Source organism: Sphingomonas psychrotolerans, assembly GCF_002796605.1.
Taxonomy (GTDB): Bacteria; Pseudomonadota; Alphaproteobacteria; order Sphingomonadales; family Sphingomonadaceae; genus Sphingomonas; species Sphingomonas psychrotolerans.
Genome location: NZ_CP024923.1, coordinates 3,354,112 through 3,372,797, shown reverse-complemented (window position 1 = coordinate 3,372,797; position 18,686 = coordinate 3,354,112). Strand labels below are relative to the sequence as shown.

Genomic DNA, 18,686 nt, shown 5'->3' with positions numbered 1-18,686 from the left:
CCATTACGGAGCAGCTCGCATCGCCAGCCGCGCCCGGGCGTGGCCCGCAACATAGCGGCTCCCCGCGCCGGCAGCGCTTTCGAAAATCGCATTGGCTTCGCTCGGCAACGCCGAGGTGAGCGCATCGAGCGCCGTTACGCGCATCCGCTCGCATGGGTGGTTCCGGGCGAACGCGGCGGCGAGATCCGCGCCATTGCCGATGTGCACCGCGACGGCGAGCAATGCCTCGGCCCCGGTGCAGGTCAGCCCCTCTGCGATCACTCCACGGGCGATGTCGAAGCGATATTGGTCGAGCCACGGCTGGGTCGGATCGGCACCGAGGATGTTGAGCGAAACCGAGAAGGCGTCGGGGGGCAACTGGACATGGATGTCACGGCGCATCCGATAGAGCATGAGCTTGCCCGGCTCGAGCCGCGAGCGCTCGACGAACCGCAGGCCGGCGTCCTCCCCCGGCACCCCGGCGAGCGCGTCCACATCATATTCGAAATAGTCGCTCCAATAGCCCGGCCCCAGATAGCCATAGGTCAGGAACGGGAAATTATGATCGTGCGGCAGGTCGTAATAAAAGGCCGCTGGACCACTGGCGCGCACGAGGGGATCGTCACGCGCCGGCCAGAAATTGGCGCGCAGCACATAACGCCCGTTGGGCGGCCGGAGCAGGAAGACCTGCGCCCCATAGCCGTTGCCACGATGCTGGCCTTCGCACCGCCGCTTGAGCTCGTCGATCGCGAGGTCCGCGAGAAAATCGGGGTTGCGGCCCAGCCGCGCGAGCAGCGGACCCAGCGCCGCGATGCTGTCTTCGTCGCGTGCATCGAAATCGGCCCTGTCGAGCGCCTCGACGAGTCCGTCGAGCCCGATCGCCGTGCCTTCGTCCGCGGCGATCAGGCGGGGCATCGCGCGTCCGTCAGCCGGGCCTCAACCACCCTGAGCATATGCGTGGCCGCGACGCGCACTTCGTCCTTGGGGTCGATCGCCGCCATTTCGGCGAGCCGCGGTGCCGCGCGCGCCGCGTCCAGCGCCAGCCATTCGCGCATCGCCGCCCAGCGCAGATGAAAGTCCGCCGCGTGCGTTGCGTCCTCGAAACAGGTGGCCGCGTCGGCCCGTCCCGCGACGCGCAGGAAGCGCAGCAGCATCGCGGTGCGCGACGGTCGATCGTCGGCATCGGCAATGCGCTGCAGCGTGCCGGTTTCCAGATCATATTCGCGCATCAGCGGTGCCGCACCGGCGCGGATCGTGGCGACGAGAGTCACTACGTCGCTCGCCGCGTCACCGATCGATTGCGCCTCGTGCCGGCCGTCGGTGCGGTGAATCGCGCCGTCGCGGAGTGGCCATGAATCGGCCGGAATGCACCGCGCGTTGCCCAAAGTGTCGGGCGTCGTGGCCCATCGTTGCAGCCGGGCTCCGCCCGCCTTGGCGACGCGAGTCACTGCGATCCGGCCGGTGAAGACGATTGTCCGTGGTGCCGGCAATGTCTCCATCGCGGCGGCACTGCTGACGCTCGCGGCGATCGACGCCGCCGGGCAATCAAGCAGCACCGCGCCCACCCGTCGTGCGTCGCGATGGAATTTGAATGCCGGCTCGAAGAACGGGTCGGCAGCCAGCGCATCCACCAACGGGGCGACCAGCGCCCCGGCCCAATCATCATCCGCGAGAAGCTGCTCCGCACGATCCGCCGCCCGTTCGGGCGAGTCCGCGCATCCTGCGAAGGCCGCCGTCGCCGTCCGATATGCGGCCCCCCCGCGCCATTCCCGCATGGTTGCGCCGGATCGTGCCCGCGCCGCGACCATAGCTGCGCGCGTCGTTTCGGAAATCCTGGGCATCGCTCAACCGCCGGGCGCGAGCTCGTAGATCAGCACGGCGATCCCGACGAGCAGCTCGAAAAGGTCGTCGATGCTCGTCTCTTCTCCCGCCCGCACTGCGCCGTGGATCGCCACCAGCGTGTCCAGCTCGACGATCTCGGCCGGATCGATTTGCACCAGCTTCATTTTTCGCTCCCTCCCGCAAAGTCCGGTCAGATTAAAGCGAAGGCGCCAGGCAGTGCACGTTACATCCTTGTAATGTTGCTGGTTTGCGCGGCCCCGCTCGCCGCGCTAGGGCGACGGTATGACCGACAGCGACACGCCGGCGGCGCGCGCCTTCGATCCCAAATTGCTGTTCGGCGGCCGCTTCGGCGGGCATGGCGGAAGGCTCGGGATCGTCTATCACGATCATGGCGACGACTGGGCCGAGCTGGCATTGCCATACCACTCCGATCTGATCGGCGACGAAGCTTCGGGCGTCATCGCCTCGGGGCCGATTCTCGCGCTGATGGACATGGCAACCAGCGTCGGGGTGTGGCGCAAACTCGATGCGTTCAAGGGCCATGCCACGCTCGATCTGCGCATCGACTATTTGCGCCCCGCCCGCCCTGGCCAGACGGTGATCGGCCGCGGCGAATGCTATCGGATCACGCGCTCGATCGCGTTCGTCCGCGGTCAGGCCCATGACGGCGACCCGAACGATCCGCTCGCGCATGTCGCGGGCACCTTCATGGCAGTGGAGGGCTATTGGTGATCCCTTATGCGAGACTGCTCGGGCTTGAGGTCGAACCCGGCGAGACCGCGCCCACTTATGTCATGCCCTTCGCGATCGATGTCGTCGGCCGGCCGAGCTTCCTCCATGGCGGCGCGATCGGCGGGTTGCTCGAAATGGCCGCGGTCGGCGCGCTCAAGCAGGCGCTCGAAGCCGAGGGCGGCGCGCGGATCAAGCCGATCAACCTCACCGTCGACTATATGCGCGGCGGCCGCGACAAGCCGACGCGCGCGCGGGGCACCGTCACCCGGCTCGGCACGCGGGTCGCCAACGTCGAGGCGGTCGCTTGGCAGGACGAGCCCGAACGGCCGATCGCCGCGGCGCGGATGAACTATCTGATCGTCCGTTAGCTCAACCGGGCGTCAGCTTGAGCAGGCGTCCGTTCGAAGCATCCTCGAGCACCCAGATCGCACCGTCGGGCCCCTGTTCGACTTCGCGAATGCGCTGGTTGAGCCCGATTCGCTGCGCTTCGGAAGCGTTCGTCGACGTGAAGCGCACGCGCACCAGCCCTTGGCTCACCAGCCCGGCGAGGATCGCGTCGCCCTGCCACACGGCGAACAGGCTGCCCGAATAGAGGATCATTCCGCCCGGCGCGATCACCGGCGTCCACCAAGCCAAGGGGGCGACATAGCCGTCGCCGGGGGTGTGATCGGGGATGTTGCCGCCGCCATAATTCTGCCCGTTCGAGGCATTGGGCCAGCCATAATTCCCGCCGCTTGCGATCAGGTTGAATTCGTCGCCGCCCTCCGGCCCCATCTCGTTCTCCCAGAGCCGGCCGGCGGAGTCGAAGAACAGCCCGTAAGGATTGCGATGGCCATAGGACCAGATCTCCGGCCGGGCGCCGGCGGTGGCGACGAACGGATTGTCGGCGGGAACGCTGCCATCGGCGTTGAGCCGCACTATTTTGCCGAGCGTCTTGGTCAGATCCTGCGCAGGGGAGCCTTGCTGGCGTTCGCCTGCAGTGACGAACAAGTGTCCTGATGGGCCGAAGGCCATGCGCCCGCCAAAATGCCCGCTGCCGCTCACCTTGGGGGTCTGGCGCCAGATCGTCGAGACATTGGTCAGCCGTGGCCCGGCACCGTCCTCGACCAAGGTACCGCGCGCTACCGCGAGCCCGGCCCCGCCCGTCCCCGCTTCGGCAAAGCTGAGATATACCCCGCCGTTGGTCGCGAAGCCGGGATGTAGCGCCACATCGAGCAGACCGCCCTGCCCGCCCGCCGAGACTGCGGGCACCCCGCCGAGCGCAGCCGATTTGACGCCGGCCTGCGTCACGATCCGCAACGTGCCGCCTTTCTCGGTGACCAAGGCGCGGCCATCGGGCAGGAACACCATCGCCCAAGGGGAGGCGAAGGTTGCGACCGCAGTCGACTGGACCGAGGTGATCGGGGTCGGCGACGGAGTTGGACTGGGCGAAGGCGAGGGTGATGGGCTGGGAGAGGGGCTCGGTGTCGGCGTCGGGGTGACGACACCGCCGTCGCCACCGCCGCCGCACGCCGAAAGCACCGCCAGCGCCGCGCCCGCCAGCCAGAGGTTGTACCGCATCAAACGCTCCTCCCGCCGGCGCTTTTCCTCAGCCGGCGGGAGTCAAACGCAGCAAACGTCCTTGAGAGCCATCGTCGCCGTCCTCGAGCAGCCAGATCGCGCCGTCAGGCCCTTGCTCGACTTCGCGGATGCGCGCGCCCATCGGCCATTGATCGCCCTTCTTCGCATTGGTGCCGTCGACGTGGACGCGCACCAGTGACTGGCTCGAAAGCCCCCCGATGAACAGATCGCCTTGCCATTGTGGGAACAATTTGCCCGAATAGGCCATCAGCCCCCCCGGACTGATCACCGGATTCCACCAGACTTTGGGCGCCTCGAAGCCGTCGCCCGGCGCGTGATCGGGGATGTCGCGACCGTCATAGTGGCTACCGTTCGAGACCTTGGGATAGCCGTAATTCTTGCCCGGCAAGACCAGATTGACTTCGTCGCCCCCCTTGGGACCCATCTCCTGCTCCCACAGATTGCCCTTCGCGTCGAAGGCGATGCCGAGCAGGTTGCGATGGCCGTAGGACCACACCGCCGGGTGGAAGCCCTGCGCCGCCAGCGGATTGCCCTGCGCGGGCTTGCCGTCGAGGGTCAGTCGCAAAACCTTCCCCAGCGTCGCCTTGGGATCCTGGGCCGGATCGAATTTCTGTCGCTCGCCATTGGTGAAGAAAAGGTACTTGCCGTCGGGCGAGAAGGCGATGCGGCCCGAATAATGGCCGTTGCCCGATACGAACGGCGTGGCGCGAAACAGCTCGGTGATTCCCGTCAGCGCCGGATGCCCGCCCTGCGCGCCGAGCACGCCGCGCACGAGTACCACGCCTTTGCCGCCCTCGCCCGCCGCCGAATAGCTCAGATAGACCTGCTTGCTCCGCGCGAAATCGGGAGCGAGGACCACGTCCATCAGCCCGCCCTGCCCGGCCGAATCGACGGGCAGCGTCGCGATCGGGTGCTTTTGCTTGCCGCCGGCCGAGACGAGCAGCAGCGTTCCCGCTTTCTCGGTCACCAGCATCTGCCCGTCGGGAAGGAAGGTCATTGCCCAGGGCGCGTCGAAGTCCGCTACCGGCGTTACGCGAAACGGCAGCCCGGCAGCCGTCCCGGCATTTTCCTGCGCCACTGCGCCGGACGGCGGATTGCACGCGGCCAGCAATGCCGCGGCCGGCAAGATCACCCGTAATTTGCGCATCGTGTCACCCTTTTGCGATTGGCTGTGCAACGCGCATCCGGCAATTGCGCTCCACTGTCGAGCGGGGGCGTCGCTCATTGCGCAAACGTATCGAATAGTTGCGTGTTTCCACGATATTGCGCAATTTTATTCCGTCGATCATGCTCTGCCCCGGTAAAAAGGCTTGGGGGCAAGTCGATGATGTGGCGGTATCTGTGCGGCGCCGTGCTGGCGCTCGGCTGTTTTCAGGCAGGGCCTGCGTCCGCGGCGCGCGACGTGTCGCCGGTCGACGCGGCCATCTATTTCACGCCGCCGGCCATCGAGGATGCCACGCTGTCGCCGGATGGGCTGCGTGTCGCGGCACGCGCGCTCGTTGATGGCCGTCCCGTTCTCGCAGTCTACGATTTGTCCGGCGCCGCGCCTGCGGTTCGCCCGGTCGCGCTGCCCGAGGAAGAGCGGCTCGAATGGCATGGCTGGCTGGGCCCCCGCCGGCTGCTGGTCAGCCTGCTCCGGCAAGGCGCCGCACCGAGCGCACGCTTCGTGACGATCGATCTCGACACCGGCAAGCGCAGCCAGCTCGGGGCCGTCCGCCCGGTCGAGGCCGGCGACGAAGTGATCCACATCGCCGCCGACGGCAGCTTCCTGCTGCTCAAATCCATGGTCCCGGACAAGCCGACGCCCGGTGTCTACCGCCTCGATCTCGCCAGCGGCGCGGTCACGCTTGCCGTCGCGCCGCGCGAGCATGTCTGGAACTGGTATGCCGATTCGGCCGGGGTGATCCGCGCCGGGCTCGCCACGCAGGGTAAGCGGTCGTGGCTGCTCTATCGCAAGAACGAACAGGACTCATTCAGCCGACCGACGCGCGGTGCCGGCGGCCTTGCTGGTGCCGATCGCTTCGTCCCGATTCGCGGCAGCGATCGTGGCTATGCGCTGGCCCAGACCGCCGCCGGGCGAATCGGGCTCTATGCCTATGATTTCGGCAAAGGGCGCCTCGGCGGGTTGCTCTACGAAGATCCGCAAGCCGACCTAGAGGGGTTCCAGACCGGGTCCGACGGGCGGTTGCTCGGCGTGAACGCCGCCGGGCGCTCCGCGACGCACTGGCTGGATCCGGCAATGGCGCAACGTCAGACGCGAGTCGATTCGGTACTGCCGGGTCGGGCGAATCGCGTGATCTCGTCGAGCGCGGACCAGACGCGGTCGCTGGTATTCAGCGAATCCGCCGGCGATCCGGGCGCCTTTTATCTCTATGGCGAGGGGCGCGCGACGTTGGTCGCCGCGGTCAGCCCGGCGCTGACCAACAAGCGCGGAGCGGAGATGCAGCCAGTGCAGTATCGTGCCCGCGACGGGCTAGAGATCAGCGGCTATCTGACCCTGCCGGCGGGGCGTGCGGCCAGCGGCCTGCCGTTGATCGTCATGCCGCATGGCGGTCCCTTCGCGCGCGACAGCTGGGGCTATGATCCGTGGGTCCAATATCTCGCCGATCGCGGCTATGCCGTGCTCCAGCCCAATTATCGCGGTTCGACCGGCTACGGCCGTTCCTTTGTCGAGAAGGGCAATGGCGAATGGGGCCGGGGCATGCAGCGGGATATCGACGACGGCGTCGACTGGCTCGCGGCGCAGGGCCTGGCCGACCCGCGCCGGGTCTGCATCATGGGCGCGTCTTATGGCGGCTATGCGGCGATGTGGGCCGCCACGGACCCGTCGCCGCGCTATCGCTGCGCGATCAGCTTTGCCGGAATATCGGACGTCGCGGCGCAGCTCGCTTACGATCGCAAGACATTCGACGAACGAGATTATCGCGCGTGGAAGAGCCGCATCCAGGGCCGGGCGCCTTCGCTCGACGCGCTTTCGCCGATCGCAAGGGTCGATGCCCTGCACATGCCGATCCTGATCGCGCACGGCACTGCCGACGATACGGTGCCGGGAGACCAATCGGTCCGCTTTCACGAGGCGCTGACGCGCCGCGGCCGCGCGCATGATTATGTCGCTTATGCGGACCAGGGCCACACCCTCGAAGGCCCCGGCGACAATGCCGATTTCCTGACTCGCGTCGGCAAATTCCTCGAAGCGCACAACCCCGCCTAGCCCCACTTGCCTGGGCGGCGGCGAGCGCGTATATCGCACGTGCTTTCTCGACATCGTCACACATGCCGAGGTCGGGGCCCGCAGGGCTCCGGCGCTGAAGCTGCTTATCTGATTGCCGGAGACCCGATGGCGAACATCGCCGCATTGACCAGCCTGATCGAACCCGAAGCCAAGGCGCTCGGGCTCGAACTCGTGCGCGTCAAGATGTTCGGCGGCACGTCCGATCCGACGCTGCAGGTGATGGCCGAGCGCCCCGACACGCGCCAGCTCACCATCGACGCATGCGCCGATCTCTCGCGCCGCATCTCGGACAAGTTCGACGCGCTCGAAGCCGAGGGCCGCGATCCGATCGAGCATGCCTATCGGCTCGAAGTCAGCTCGCCCGGCATCGATCGCCCGCTCACTCGCCTCCAGGATTATCAGGACTGGGCGGGGCACGAGGCGCGGATCAATCTCGCCGAGAAGCTCGACGGGCGCAAACAGTTCAAGGGCGACCTTGCCGGGATCGAACCCGAAGCGAAGGCCGTCCGAATCACCGACGCACAAGGCGTGCAGCATTCGGTGCCGTTCGACCTGATCGAGGACGCCAAACTGACGATGACCGACAGGCTCATCGCCGCAACCGCGCCCCTGTCGGCAGCGGGAGCTGACGACATTCTTTATCAAGAGGCGCCCACCGAGGGCGCCGAAGAAATCATCGAAGTAGAAGGGTAAGCCATGGCCACTGCCGTTACCGCCAACCGGGCCGAGCTGATCGCGATCGCCGATTCGGTCGCCAAGGAAAAGCTGATCGACCGCGCCATCGTCATCGAGGCGATGGAAGATGCGATCCAGCGCGCCGCCAAGAACCGCTATGGCAGCGAGAACGACATCCGCGCCAAGCTAGACCCGACCACCGGCGATCTCCGCTTGTGGCGCGTCGTCGAAGTGGTCGAGGCAGTCGACGATTATTTCAAGCAGGTCGATCTGAAGGGCGCGCAGAAGCTCCAGAAGGATGCCGCGATCGGCGACTTCATCGTCGATCCTTTGCCCCCGATCGAGTTCGGCCGCATCCAGGCCCAGGCCTCGAAGCAGATCATCTTCCAGAAGGTCCGCGACGCCGAGCGCGAGCGCCAGCACGAGGAATTCAAGGACCGCATGGGTGAGATCATCACCGGCGTGGTCAAGCGCGTCGAGTTCGGCCACGTCGTCGTCGATCTGGGCCGCGCCGAGGGCGTGATCCGCCGCGACGCACAGATCCCACGCGAAGTCGTCCGCGTCGGCGATCGCGTCCGCTCGATCATCCTCAACGTGCGCCGCGAGAATCGCGGGCCGCAGATCTTCCTCAGCCGTGCGCATCCGGACTTCATGAAGAAGCTGTTCGCGCAGGAAGTCCCCGAAATCTACGACGGCATCATCGAGATCAAGGCCGCGGCCCGCGATCCGGGCTCGCGCGCCAAGATCGGCGTGATCAGCCACGATTCCAGCATTGATCCGGTCGGCGCCTGCGTCGGCATGAAGGGCAGCCGCGTTCAGGCAGTCGTCCAGGAAATGCAGGGCGAGAAGATCGACATCATCCCTTGGTCGCCCGATACCGCGACCTTCGTCGTCAACGCGCTCCAGCCGGCCAATGTCAGCCGTGTCGTGATCGACGAAGAGGATGACCGCATCGAAGTCGTCGTCCCCGACGATCAGCTCAGCCTCGCAATCGGCCGCCGCGGCCAGAATGTCCGTCTCGCCAGCCAGCTCACCGGCAAGGCGATCGACATCCTCACCGAGCAGGATGCCAGCGAGAAGCGCCAGAAGGAATTCGTCCAGAACTCCGAGCTGTTCCAGAACGAGCTCGACGTCGACGAGACGCTGGCCCAGCTGCTCGTCGCCGAAGGCTTCGGGTCGCTCGAAGAAGTCGCTTATGTCGAACTCGTCGAGATCGCCGGGATCGAAGGCTTTGACGAGGAACTCGGCCAGGAGCTGCAGAGCCGTGCGCAGGAAGCGCTCGATCGCCGCGAGGAAGCCAATCGGCAGCTACGCCGCGAACTCGGTGTCGAGGACGATCTTGCGACGATGCCGTACCTGACCGAAGCGATGCTGGTCACGCTCGGCAAGGCAGGCATCAAGACGCTCGACGACCTCGCCGATCTCGCCACCGACGAACTGGTCCAGAAGAAGCGCCAGGAGCCCCGCCGCCGCGCCGAGAACAGCAAGTCGTCGGAGCGCGCCGAAGACAAGGGCGGGATCCTCGCCGAATATGGCCTGACCGACGAACAGGGCAACGAGATCATCATGGCCGCCCGCGCGCATTGGTTCGCGGACGAAGAAGAGCCGGCATCGGCCAGTGCGGAGGACGCTGTTGCGGAATCCGAGCAATGATACCCCGTCGGTAGAGTCGCTCCCCTCCCGCTTGCGGGAGGGGTCGGGGGAGGGGCCACCCTCCACTACTTCGTCTGAGGCGCGGCCCTCTAACTCCTCCCGCAAGCGGGAGGGGAACGATCCCGTTCGCACCTGCATCCTCAGTCGCGAGGAATCGCCGCGCGACGGGCTGGTCCGACTCGCGCTCTCGCCCGATGGCGAAGTGCTCCCCGATATCCGCGCCAAGGCCCCCGGCCGCGGCGCGTGGATCGGGGTGCCGCGCGCCGAGCTCGAAAAGGCTCAGGCCAAGGGCAAGCTACGCGGTGCGCTGTCGCGTGCATTCAAGACGCAGGACCTGCGTATACCCGACGATCTCGGCGCGCGAATCGAGGCGCAGCTGCTGCGCAATTTGCTCGATCGGCTCGGGCTGGAATCAAAGGCGGGCCACGTCACCATCGGCGGCGAACGGCTCGACAAGGCGGCGCGCTCGGGGAAATTGCACCTGCTGCTCCACGCCTCCGACGCCGGTCAGGATGGCGCCGGCAAGCTCGCCCAGGCGTGGCGGGTCGGCTCGGACATGGAAGGTAGCGGGCGCAAGGGGTTAACATTGCCCCTTCCGCGCACCATATTGTCCTTGGCGCTGGGCCGTGAAAATGTGGTACATGCCGGCCTGACAGATCCCAAGGCGGCCAGCCGGGTGAGCGAAGCGCTCGACCGCTGGCTGCACTTTATCGGACCCGACCCCGCTTCCCGCCCTTGCGAAACAGGCTCGCAGGGCGCATCGGCGTTCCCGCCGGGCGGGTCGCAGATTACGACGAACTCGACTGAAGGACTTTGAGCAGCCGCATGAGCGATACCGAGAACGAAAAGCCGAAACTGGGCATGCGCGCGCCGCTGGGGCTGAAGCGCACGGTCGAGACGGGCAAGGTGAAGCAGAGCTTCAGCCACGGCCGCTCCAATACGGTGGTAGTGGAAGTAAAACGCCGTCGCGTCCTCGGGCCGCAGGGCGCGCCGCAGGAAGAACAGGCGCCTGCGCCTGAACCCGTCGCCGCCGCCCCCGTCCCGCAGGCACCGCGTCCCGCCGCGCCGGCACCGCGCCCGCCCGTCTCGAACGAGTCGGCGCAGGAGCGTCAGTCGCGCATGCTGCGCGAAGCCGAAGACCAGCGCATGCAAGCGCTCGAGGAAGCGCGGCGCCGCGAGGAGCGCGAGCGTGCCGAGGCCATCGAGGCCGAAGCCCGCCGTGCCGAAGAGCGTGCCCGCGCCGAAGCCGAAGCCGCCAACGCGCCCAAGGTCGAAGCCGCGCCCGAGCCTGAGCCCGCAATCGCCGCGCCGGAAGCTACGCCCACGCCCGCGCCGACTGTAGCGGCCACGCCTGCGGCTCCAGCTCCAGCTCCCACGCCTGCTCCCGCCCCGCGGCAGGTCGGAATCCAGCTCGATCCGAGCCGCCCCGCGCCGCGCATCTTCACGCCGGTGCAGCGCCCAGAAATCCCCAGGCCGCAGCCCAAGCCCGAGCCCGCGCCACAGGCGCAGGCACAGTCCCCGGCACAGGAGCGTCCTGCCGCCGCCGGATCGGCGGGCCCTGCCGCACCGCGCACCGCGCCGACGACCGGCGGTCTCGCGCCGCGCCGTCCGGCCGAGCCCGCGCGTCCGCAGCAGCGTGATCGCAAGGGCGACGATCGTCGCCAGGCAGGCAAGCTCACCGTCACGCGCGCCCTTGGCGGCGATGACGGTGCGCGTGCCCGTTCGCTGGCAGCGCTCAAGCGTGCACGTGAGAAGGAGCATCGCCGCTCTTATGGCGGTTCGCGCGAGCCGCAGGCCAAGCAAGTCCGCGACGTCGTCGTCCCCGAGGCGATCACTGTCCAGGAACTCGCCAATCGTATGGCCGAAAAGGGCGCCGACCTCGTCAAGACGCTATTCAAGATGGGCTCGCCCGTCACGATGACGCAGACGATCGACCAGGACACCGCCGAGCTGCTCGTCACCGAGTTCGGCCACAACATCGTCCGCGTCTCGGATGCCGATGTCGATCTGGCCACCGATATGGTCGAGGATGCCGAGGATACGCTTCAGCCGCGTGCCCCGGTCGTCACGATCATGGGCCATGTCGATCACGGCAAGACCTCGCTGCTCGACGCGCTGCGCGGGACCGATGTGGTCAAGGGTGAGGCCGGCGGCATCACCCAGCATATCGGCGCCTATCAGGTCACCCTGAAGGACAAGTCGAAGATCACTTTCCTCGACACCCCGGGTCACGAGGCTTTCTCGGAAATGCGTGCGCGCGGCGCCAACGTCACCGACATCGTCGTGCTGGTGGTGGCGGCGAATGACGGGCTGATGCCGCAGACGATCGAGGCGATCAATCACACCAAGGCGGCCGGCGTGCCGATGATCGTGGCGATCAACAAGGTCGACCTCGACAGCGCCAATCCGCAGCGCGTGCGCCAGCGTCTGCTCGAGCACGAAGTGATGGTCGAGGAGATGGGCGGCGAAGTCCAGGATGTCGAAGTCTCGGCGCTCAAGAAAACCGGGCTCGACGCACTGATCGAGAAGATCCAGCTCCAGGCCGAATTGCTCGAATTGCGCGCCAACCCCGATCGCGAGGCCGAAGGCACCGTGATCGAGGCCAAGCTCGACAAGGGCCGCGGGCCGGTTGCCACCGTGCTCGTCAACCGCGGCACGCTCAAGGTCGGCGACGTCTTCGTCGTCGGCGCCGAGAGCGGCAAGATCCGCGCCCTGGTCGACGACAAGGGCCGCCAGATCAAGGAAGCCGGTCCGGCGATGCCGGTCGAGATCCTCGGTCTTTCGGGCGTGCCGATGGCGGGCGATCCGCTCCAGGTCGTCGAGAACGAGGCGCGCGCCCGCGAAGTCGCCGAATATCGCGCCGGCGTGATCCAGAACAAGCGGACCACCAACGCGCCTGCCAGCCTCGAGAGCATGTTCTCGGCGCTCAAGGACAAGCAGGCGATGGAATATCCGCTGGTCGTCAAGGCGGACACTCAAGGTACGGTCGAGGCGATCGTCGCCGCGATCAACAAGATCTCGACCGACGACATCAAGGCACGCGTGCTGCACGCCGGGGTGGGCGGCATCACCGAGAGCGACGTTACGCTCGCGGGTGCCAGCGGCGCGCCGATCATCGGCTTCAACGTCCGTCCGAACGCCAAGGCGCGCGAGATCGCCGATCGGCAGAAGGTCGCGTTCAAATATTATGACGTGATCTACGAGCTGACCGACGAGATTCGCGCCGGCATGGCGGGCCAGCTCGGACCGGAAGCGTTCGAGACGATCGTGGGTCGCGCCGAGATCAAGGAAGTGTTCAGCGCGGGCAAGCACGGCAAGGCGGCGGGCCTGCTCGTCACCGAAGGCGTCATCCGCAAGGCGCTCAAGGCGCGCATCACCCGGGACGATGTCATCATCTACCAGGGCGAGATCGCGTCGCTGCGGCGCTTCAAGGACGATGTCGCCGAAGTGCGCGCGGGGCTCGAATGCGGTGTCACGTTCACCCAGAACTTCACCGACATCAAGGCCGGGGACTATCTCGAAACCTTCGAGGTCGAACTGCGCGAGCGTACGCTGTAACTAAAATCCCTCTCCCTTTGGGAGAGGGAGGGAACCGCGGAGCGGCGGAAGGGTGAGGGTCGATGGGCATGACTGCCCACCCTCCCACTCGGCTGCGCCGAGCGGGCCCCTCCCTCTCCCGCCGGGAGAGGGAATAGATGGCATCGATTTTCGACGATTTTCCCGTTCCCTCCTCGGGCAAGCTGCTTGGCTGGGAAGTTCGCGCGGTGGACGTGGCCGCAAAGACGATCGAGATCGGCTTCACCGCTGATGATCGCTTTCTCAATCCGGCGGGCACGGTACAAGGCGGCTTCCTCGCTGCGATGCTCGACGACACGCAGGGTCCGGCATTGTTCTCCGCCACCGAAGGCGCAGTCTATGCGCCGACGATCGACTTCCACGTCGTCTGCCTGAAGCCCGCGCTGCCGGGGCGTTTCACGGGCAAGGGCAGGGTAGTCAACCTCGGCAAGACGATCGCCGTCACCGAGGCCGAATTGTTCGACGAAGGCGGCAATCTGGTCGCCCGCGGCACCTTCACCGGCCGCGTCATGCAGGGCGCGATGGCGCGTCGGGACTGAATCAGACTATGAAGCATACCCAGACCGAAGACCGTTCCGTCCGCCTGCTCCGCGTCGGCGAGCATGTGCGCCATGTCCTGTCCGAGATTCTCCAGCGCGGCGACGTGCATGACGAGACCTTGGCGCGCCATATGGTCTCGATCACCGAAGTCCGCATGTCCCCCGATCTGCGTCACGCCACCGTGTTCGTGAAGCCGCTGCTCGGCAAGGACGAGGAAGCCGTGCTCAAGGCGCTGCGCACCAACACCGCCTATCTCCAGCGCGAAGTCGCGGCGCGGGTGAAGATGAAATATGCCGCCAAGCTCAAATTTCGCGCCGACGAGAGCTTCGACGAAGGCAGCCATATCGAGCAGCTTCTGCGCGCGCCCAAGGTGGCGCAGGATCTCGGCGAATCGGAGGACTGACTTCGCCGTCGCGCATCCCTAAGGGTGCCGGATGGCCAAGCTCTATTTCTATTATGCCTCGATGAACGCCGGCAAATCGACCACCCTGCTCCAGGCCGATTTCAATTATCGCGAGCGCGGGATGCGGACCCTGTTGTTCACTGCCGGGGTGCATGATCGCGGCGGCACGGGCGTGATCGATTCGCGACTCGGTATCCGCGTCGGGGCCATTCCGTTCGACGCGAGTACCGATCTGCAGCAGATCGCGCAGGACGCGCATTTCGATGCGCCGCTCGCCTGCGTTCTGGTCGACGAGGCGCAATTCCTGTCGGCGGCGCAGGTCCGCCAGCTCGCCGCGCTGTGCGACGAGGATGATATCCCGGTGCTGGCTTATGGGCTGCGCACCGATTTCCAGGGGAAATTGTTCGCAGGCTCGGCCGAATTGCTCGCGCTTGCCGATTCGCTGATCGAGATCAAATCGGTCTGCGAATGCGGCCGCAAGGCCACGATGAACCTGCGCGTCGACGATAGCGGCCGCGCGGTGCGGCAAGGCGAGCAGAAGCAGATCGGCGGCAACGAGCGCTATGTCGCATTGTGCCGGCGGCATTTCATGCAGCGTACCGGCGCGGCGGGCTGATCGGTGCACGGCTGGATCATCCTCGACAAGCCCCTGGGGCTCGGCTCGACGCAGGGCGTCAGCGCAGTCAAGCGGGCGCTGCGCGACGGCGGCTATGGCAAGTTCAAGGTCGGCCATGGCGGCACGCTAGATCCGCTGGCGACCGGCGTGCTGCCGATCGCGATCGGCGAGGCGACCAAGCTCGCCGGGCGGATGCTCGACAGCGACAAGGTTTATGCGTTCACGATACGCTTCGGCATGCAGACCGACACGCTCGACCTGGAGGGCAAGGAGATCGCAGTGTCCGATGTTCGGCCGACCTTGGCGCAAGTCGAAAGAATACTGCTGCGCTTCACCGGCCCGATCGAGCAGGTCCCGCCGGCCTATTCGGCGCTCAAGGTGGATGGCGAGCGCGCCTATGACCTCGCCCGGGCGGGCGAGGAAGTGGTGCTGACCAAGCGCGCGGTGACGGTCTACTCACTTGTTCGTCATCCGGGCGACGGTGTGGAAGAGGTCACCCTCACCGCCCATGTCTCAAAGGGTACCTATATCCGCAGCCTCGCCCGCGACATCGCGCTCGCGCTAGGCACCGTTGGCCATGTCACCATGCTCCGCCGCACCAGGGCCGGCCCGTTCAGCCTCGATTCTGCAATTTCGCTGGACATTTTGACCGATGCCGCTAAGGCCCGCACCCTTGAACAGTTACTCCTGCCGTTGAGGGCGGGGCTGGACGACATCCCGGCTCTATCTCTCACTCCCGACCAGGCAGGGCTGCTCCGCAGGGGGCAGGTTCTGGAAGGGACCGCCGCCGATGATGGCCAATACTTCGCGACACTGGACGATGTGCCGGTCGCGCTGGTGGAGGCACAGGCCGGATTCGTCCGGGTCGTCCGCGGCTTCAATCTGTAATGCGATGTCGTAGGAAAGAGACATATGTCGATCACGCAGGAGCGCAAGGACGCGCTCGTCAAGGAACATGGCCGCGAGAGCGGCGACACCGGCAGCCCCGAAGTCCAGGTTGCGATCCTCACCGAGCGGATCACCAACCTGACCGAGCACTTCAAGACCCACGCGAAGGACAATCACTCGCGCCGCGGTCTGCTGCTGATGGTCAACAAGCGCCGCAGCCTCCTCGACTATCTGAAGAAGAAGGACGAGGCCCGCTACACCGGCATCATCGCGAAGCTCGGCCTTCGCAAGTAACAAGAAAGGGCGCCCTTGCGGCGCCCTTTTGACATTCGAGCCACGGGCGATCCGGCCTGCGGCTCCGGCAGGGATGAAGACCATCCCGAACCGCCCGGGCCGGGATAGCCCGGACATAGGCCCCCGCCGCATCTGGCAGCGGGAGTGAAGGAAATCCAATGTTCGACAAGAAGACTGTATCGATCGAGTGGGGCGGCAAGACGCTGACTCTCGAAACGGGCAAGGTTGCCCGTCAGGCCGACGGCGCGGTGATCGCGACGCTCGGCGAGACCGTGGTGCTGTGCGCAGTGACCGCGGCCAAGCACGTCAAGGAAGGCCAGGACTTCTTCCCGCTGACCGTTCACTATCAGGAGAAGTTCTCTGCCGCGGGTCGTATCCCGGGCGGCTTCTTCAAGCGTGAGCGCGGCGCCACCGAGAAGGAGACCTTGATCTCCCGCCTCATCGATCGCCCGCTCCGCCCGCTCTTCCCGGAAGGGTTCTACAACGAAATCAACTGCATCGCGCAGGTGCTATCCTATGACGGCGAGAACGAGCCGGACATCCTCGCGATGGTCGCCGCTTCGGCTGCGATGACGCTGTCGGGCGTGCCCTTCATGGGCCCGATCGGCGCGGCGCGCGTCGGCTATGACGGCACCGATTACATCCTCAACCCGACCGACGAGCAAGTCGATGCCGGGCTGCTCGACCTCGTCGTCGCGGCGACGCACGACGCCGTGATGATGGTCGAATCCGAAGCCAAGGAGCTTTCGGAAGAGATCATGCTCGGCGCCGTGATGTTCGCGCATCGCGAGAGCCAGAAGGTGATCGACGCGATCATCAAGCTGGCCGAGCAGGCCGCCAAGGAGCCTTGGGAACTCAAGGTCCAGGACGACAAGGTCGAAGTGAAGGCCAAGCTCAAGAAGCTGATCGGCAAGGACCTCGAGGCCGCCTACAAGCTGACCGACAAGCAGGCCCGCCAGACCGCGATCAACGAGGCGCGCACCAAGGCCCGCGACGGCCTGACCGACCTCAAGGACAGCGATCCGCAGGCCTATCTCGCCAGCCTCAAGCTGGTGAAGAAGCTCGAGGCCGACATCGTCCGCACCGCGATCCTCAAGGAAGGCCGCCGCATCGACGGCCGCGACACGAAGACGGTCCGTCCGATCGTCGCGGAAGTCCATTTCCTCCCGCGCGCGCACGGCTCGGCTTTGTTCACCCGCGGCGAGACCCAGACGATCGCGACCTGCACGCTCGGTACGCGTGACAGCGAGCAGATGATCGATGGTCTCGGCGGCCTCAGCTACCAGCACTTCATGCTGCACTATAACTTCCCGCCTTACTCGGTCGGCGAAGTCGGTCGCTTCGGCGCGCCGGGCCGTCGCGAAGTCGGCCATGGCAAGCTGGCATGGCGCGCGCTGCACGGCGTGCTGCCCACCAAGGAAGAGTTCCCCTATACGATCCGCCTGACCAGCGACATCACCGAGTCGAACGGCTCGTCGTCGATGGCGTCGGTCTGCGGCGGTTCGCTTTCGCTGATGGACGCCGGCGTGCCGATCAGGCGTCCGGTCTCGGGCATCGCGATGGGCCTCATCCTCGAGGGCAAGGAATTCGCGGTTCTCAGCGACATCCTCGGCGACGAGGATCACCTCGGCGACATGGATTTCAAGGTTGCGGGTACCTCCGAAGGCATCACCACGATGCAGATGGACATCAAGATCGCCGGCATCACCGAAGAGATCATGAAGGTCGCGCTGGATCAGGCCAAGGAAGGCCGCATCCACATCCTGGCCGAAATGGCCAAGGCGCTCGATCACACCCGTGAGGAGCTGTCGGCGCACGCACCGCGTATCGAGACCTTCACCATCGACAAGTCGAAGATCCGTGAAGTCATCGGCACCGGCGGCAAGGTGATCCGCGAGATCGTCGCCACCACCGGCGCCAAGGTCGACATCGACGACGAAGGCGTGATCAAGGTCTCGTCCTCGGATCCCGCGCAGATCGAAGCCGCGATCAAGTGGATCAAGGGTCTCGTCGAAGAGGCCGAGGTCGGCAAGGTCTATGACGGCAAGGTCGTCAACCTCGTCGATTTCGGTGCGTTCGTGAACTTCATGGGCGGCAAGGACGGCCTCGTCCACGTCTCCGAGATCCGCAACGAGCGCGTCGAGAAGGTCTCGGACGTCCTCAGCGAAGGCCAGGAAGTCAAGGTCAAGGTCCTCGAGATCGATCCGCGCGGCAAGGTTCGCCTGTCGATGCGCGTCGTCGATCAGGAGACCGGTGCCGAGCTCGAAGACACCCGTCCGGCGCGCGAACCCCGCGAAGGTGGCGATCGTGGCCCACGCAGCGGTGGCGGCGATCGCGGTGATCGCGGTGACCGTCAGCGCGGCGGCGGCGGCGGTGGCCGTGGCGGCGATCGTGACCGTGGTCCGCGTCGCGAAGGCGGCGGCGATCGTGGTCCGCGCGGCGAAGGCCGCGGCGATCGCGGTCCGCGTCCGCCGCGCGAAGGCGGCGAAAATGGTAGTGACAAGGGCGGCGACGATATCGGCCTGCCGGCGTTTCTCACCGGCGGCAGTGACGACTAAGTCGGGTTCAAAGCCAGACTAAGAAGGGGCTCGGGAAACCGGGCCCCTTTTTCGTTCCGCTACCGAAATCAGTGGACCGTAGCCACGTCCTTTATTAGGGGCGTCGCGCCGTTGTGG

Annotated in this window: 18 protein-coding genes; 13 read left to right on the top strand and 5 right to left on the bottom strand. The window is 66.2% G+C overall.

Going from position 1 to position 18,686, the window contains the following annotated elements; translation table 11 throughout:
* Positions 1 to 3: 3 nt before the first annotated feature.
* The 3 genes from CVN68_RS15275 to CVN68_RS23360 all read right to left on the bottom strand — a co-directional run bounded on the left by CVN68_RS15275 (position 4) and on the right by CVN68_RS23360 (position 1,985).
* Entirely contained in the window at positions 4 to 894 is an 891-nt protein-coding gene (locus tag CVN68_RS15275; RefSeq protein WP_100282961.1) for a transposase, read from the bottom strand.
* Positions 882 to 1,610 (bottom strand): hypothetical protein, encoded by a 729-nt coding sequence (locus tag CVN68_RS15270; RefSeq protein WP_233503378.1) that lies wholly within the window; start codon positions 1,608 to 1,610, stop codon positions 882 to 884. The genes CVN68_RS15275 and CVN68_RS15270 overlap by 13 nt, the downstream gene beginning before the upstream one ends.
* Before the next feature lie 213 nt (positions 1,611 to 1,823).
* Complete coding sequence (locus CVN68_RS23360; protein WP_158298910.1) at positions 1,824 to 1,985, bottom strand: hypothetical protein; 162 nt, start codon at positions 1,983 to 1,985, stop codon at positions 1,824 to 1,826.
* Between the two features lie 118 nt (positions 1,986 to 2,103).
* On the opposite strand from CVN68_RS23360, the gene CVN68_RS15265 reads away from it, so the two are divergent.
* On the top strand, positions 2,104 to 2,553 hold the full coding sequence (locus CVN68_RS15265) for a PaaI family thioesterase (protein ID WP_100282959.1): 450 nt from the start codon (positions 2,104 to 2,106) through the stop codon (positions 2,551 to 2,553).
* Positions 2,547 to 2,921, top strand: a complete 375-nt coding sequence (locus CVN68_RS15260) for a PaaI family thioesterase (RefSeq protein ID WP_100282958.1) — start codon at positions 2,547 to 2,549, stop codon at positions 2,919 to 2,921. Before CVN68_RS15265 ends, CVN68_RS15260 begins: the two co-directional genes overlap by 7 nt.
* A 1-nt stretch (position 2,922) precedes the next feature.
* On the opposite strand, the gene CVN68_RS15255 is transcribed toward CVN68_RS15260, so the two are convergent.
* Together CVN68_RS15255 and CVN68_RS15250 are read right to left on the bottom strand one after the other, a co-directional pair.
* Complete coding sequence (locus tag CVN68_RS15255; RefSeq protein ID WP_100282957.1) at positions 2,923 to 4,113, bottom strand: PQQ-dependent sugar dehydrogenase; 1,191 nt, start codon at positions 4,111 to 4,113, stop codon at positions 2,923 to 2,925.
* A gap of 28 nt (positions 4,114 to 4,141) precedes the next feature.
* Complete coding sequence (locus CVN68_RS15250; RefSeq protein WP_100284441.1) at positions 4,142 to 5,281, bottom strand: PQQ-dependent sugar dehydrogenase; 1,140 nt, start codon at positions 5,279 to 5,281, stop codon at positions 4,142 to 4,144.
* Positions 5,282 to 5,461: 180 nt separating this feature from the next.
* On the opposite strand from CVN68_RS15250, the gene CVN68_RS15245 reads away from it, so the two are divergent.
* The 11 genes from CVN68_RS15245 to pnp all read left to right on the top strand — a co-directional run bounded on the left by CVN68_RS15245 (position 5,462) and on the right by pnp (position 18,569).
* Positions 5,462 to 7,345, top strand: a complete 1,884-nt coding sequence (locus CVN68_RS15245) for an alpha/beta hydrolase family protein (RefSeq protein ID WP_233503376.1) — start codon at positions 5,462 to 5,464, stop codon at positions 7,343 to 7,345.
* Positions 7,346 to 7,471: 126 nt separating this feature from the next.
* Positions 7,472 to 8,059 carry a ribosome maturation protein RimP gene (gene rimP / locus CVN68_RS15240; protein WP_100282955.1) on the top strand — a complete coding sequence of 196 codons (588 nt, stop codon included), beginning with the start codon at positions 7,472 to 7,474 and terminating at the stop codon, positions 8,057 to 8,059.
* 3 nt (positions 8,060 to 8,062) lie between these two features.
* Positions 8,063 to 9,694, top strand: a complete 1,632-nt coding sequence (nusA, locus tag CVN68_RS15235; RefSeq protein ID WP_100282954.1) for a transcription termination factor NusA — start codon at positions 8,063 to 8,065, stop codon at positions 9,692 to 9,694.
* 136 nt (positions 9,695 to 9,830) lie between these two features.
* Positions 9,831 to 10,511 (top strand): DUF448 domain-containing protein, encoded by a 681-nt coding sequence (locus CVN68_RS15230; protein ID WP_233503723.1) that lies wholly within the window; start codon positions 9,831 to 9,833, stop codon positions 10,509 to 10,511.
* Positions 10,512 to 10,519: 8 nt separating this feature from the next.
* Positions 10,520 to 13,252: a translation initiation factor IF-2 gene (gene infB / locus CVN68_RS15225; RefSeq protein WP_100282953.1), complete on the top strand. Its 2,733-nt coding sequence runs from the start codon at positions 10,520 to 10,522 to the stop codon at positions 13,250 to 13,252.
* Positions 13,253 to 13,389: 137 nt separating this feature from the next.
* Positions 13,390 to 13,809 carry a PaaI family thioesterase gene (locus tag CVN68_RS15220; protein ID WP_100282952.1) on the top strand — a complete coding sequence of 140 codons (420 nt, stop codon included), beginning with the start codon at positions 13,390 to 13,392 and terminating at the stop codon, positions 13,807 to 13,809.
* A gap of 8 nt (positions 13,810 to 13,817) precedes the next feature.
* Positions 13,818 to 14,213, top strand: coding sequence for a 30S ribosome-binding factor RbfA (rbfA, locus tag CVN68_RS15215; protein WP_100282951.1), 396 nt, complete (start codon positions 13,818 to 13,820; stop codon positions 14,211 to 14,213).
* A gap of 31 nt (positions 14,214 to 14,244) precedes the next feature.
* Positions 14,245 to 14,829 carry a thymidine kinase gene (locus CVN68_RS15210; RefSeq protein ID WP_100282950.1) on the top strand — a complete coding sequence of 195 codons (585 nt, stop codon included), beginning with the start codon at positions 14,245 to 14,247 and terminating at the stop codon, positions 14,827 to 14,829.
* A 3-nt stretch (positions 14,830 to 14,832) separates the two neighbouring features.
* A complete protein-coding gene (truB, locus tag CVN68_RS15205; RefSeq protein WP_100282949.1) occupies positions 14,833 to 15,717 on the top strand; it encodes a tRNA pseudouridine(55) synthase TruB in 885 nt (294 codons plus the stop codon).
* A gap of 24 nt (positions 15,718 to 15,741) precedes the next feature.
* On the top strand, positions 15,742 to 16,011 hold the full coding sequence (gene rpsO, locus CVN68_RS15200) for a 30S ribosomal protein S15 (RefSeq protein ID WP_077510704.1): 270 nt from the start codon (positions 15,742 to 15,744) through the stop codon (positions 16,009 to 16,011).
* Positions 16,012 to 16,169: 158 nt separating this feature from the next.
* Entirely contained in the window at positions 16,170 to 18,569 is a 2,400-nt protein-coding gene (gene pnp / locus CVN68_RS15195; protein WP_100282948.1) for a polyribonucleotide nucleotidyltransferase, read from the top strand.
* Positions 18,570 to 18,686 lie beyond the last annotated feature (117 nt).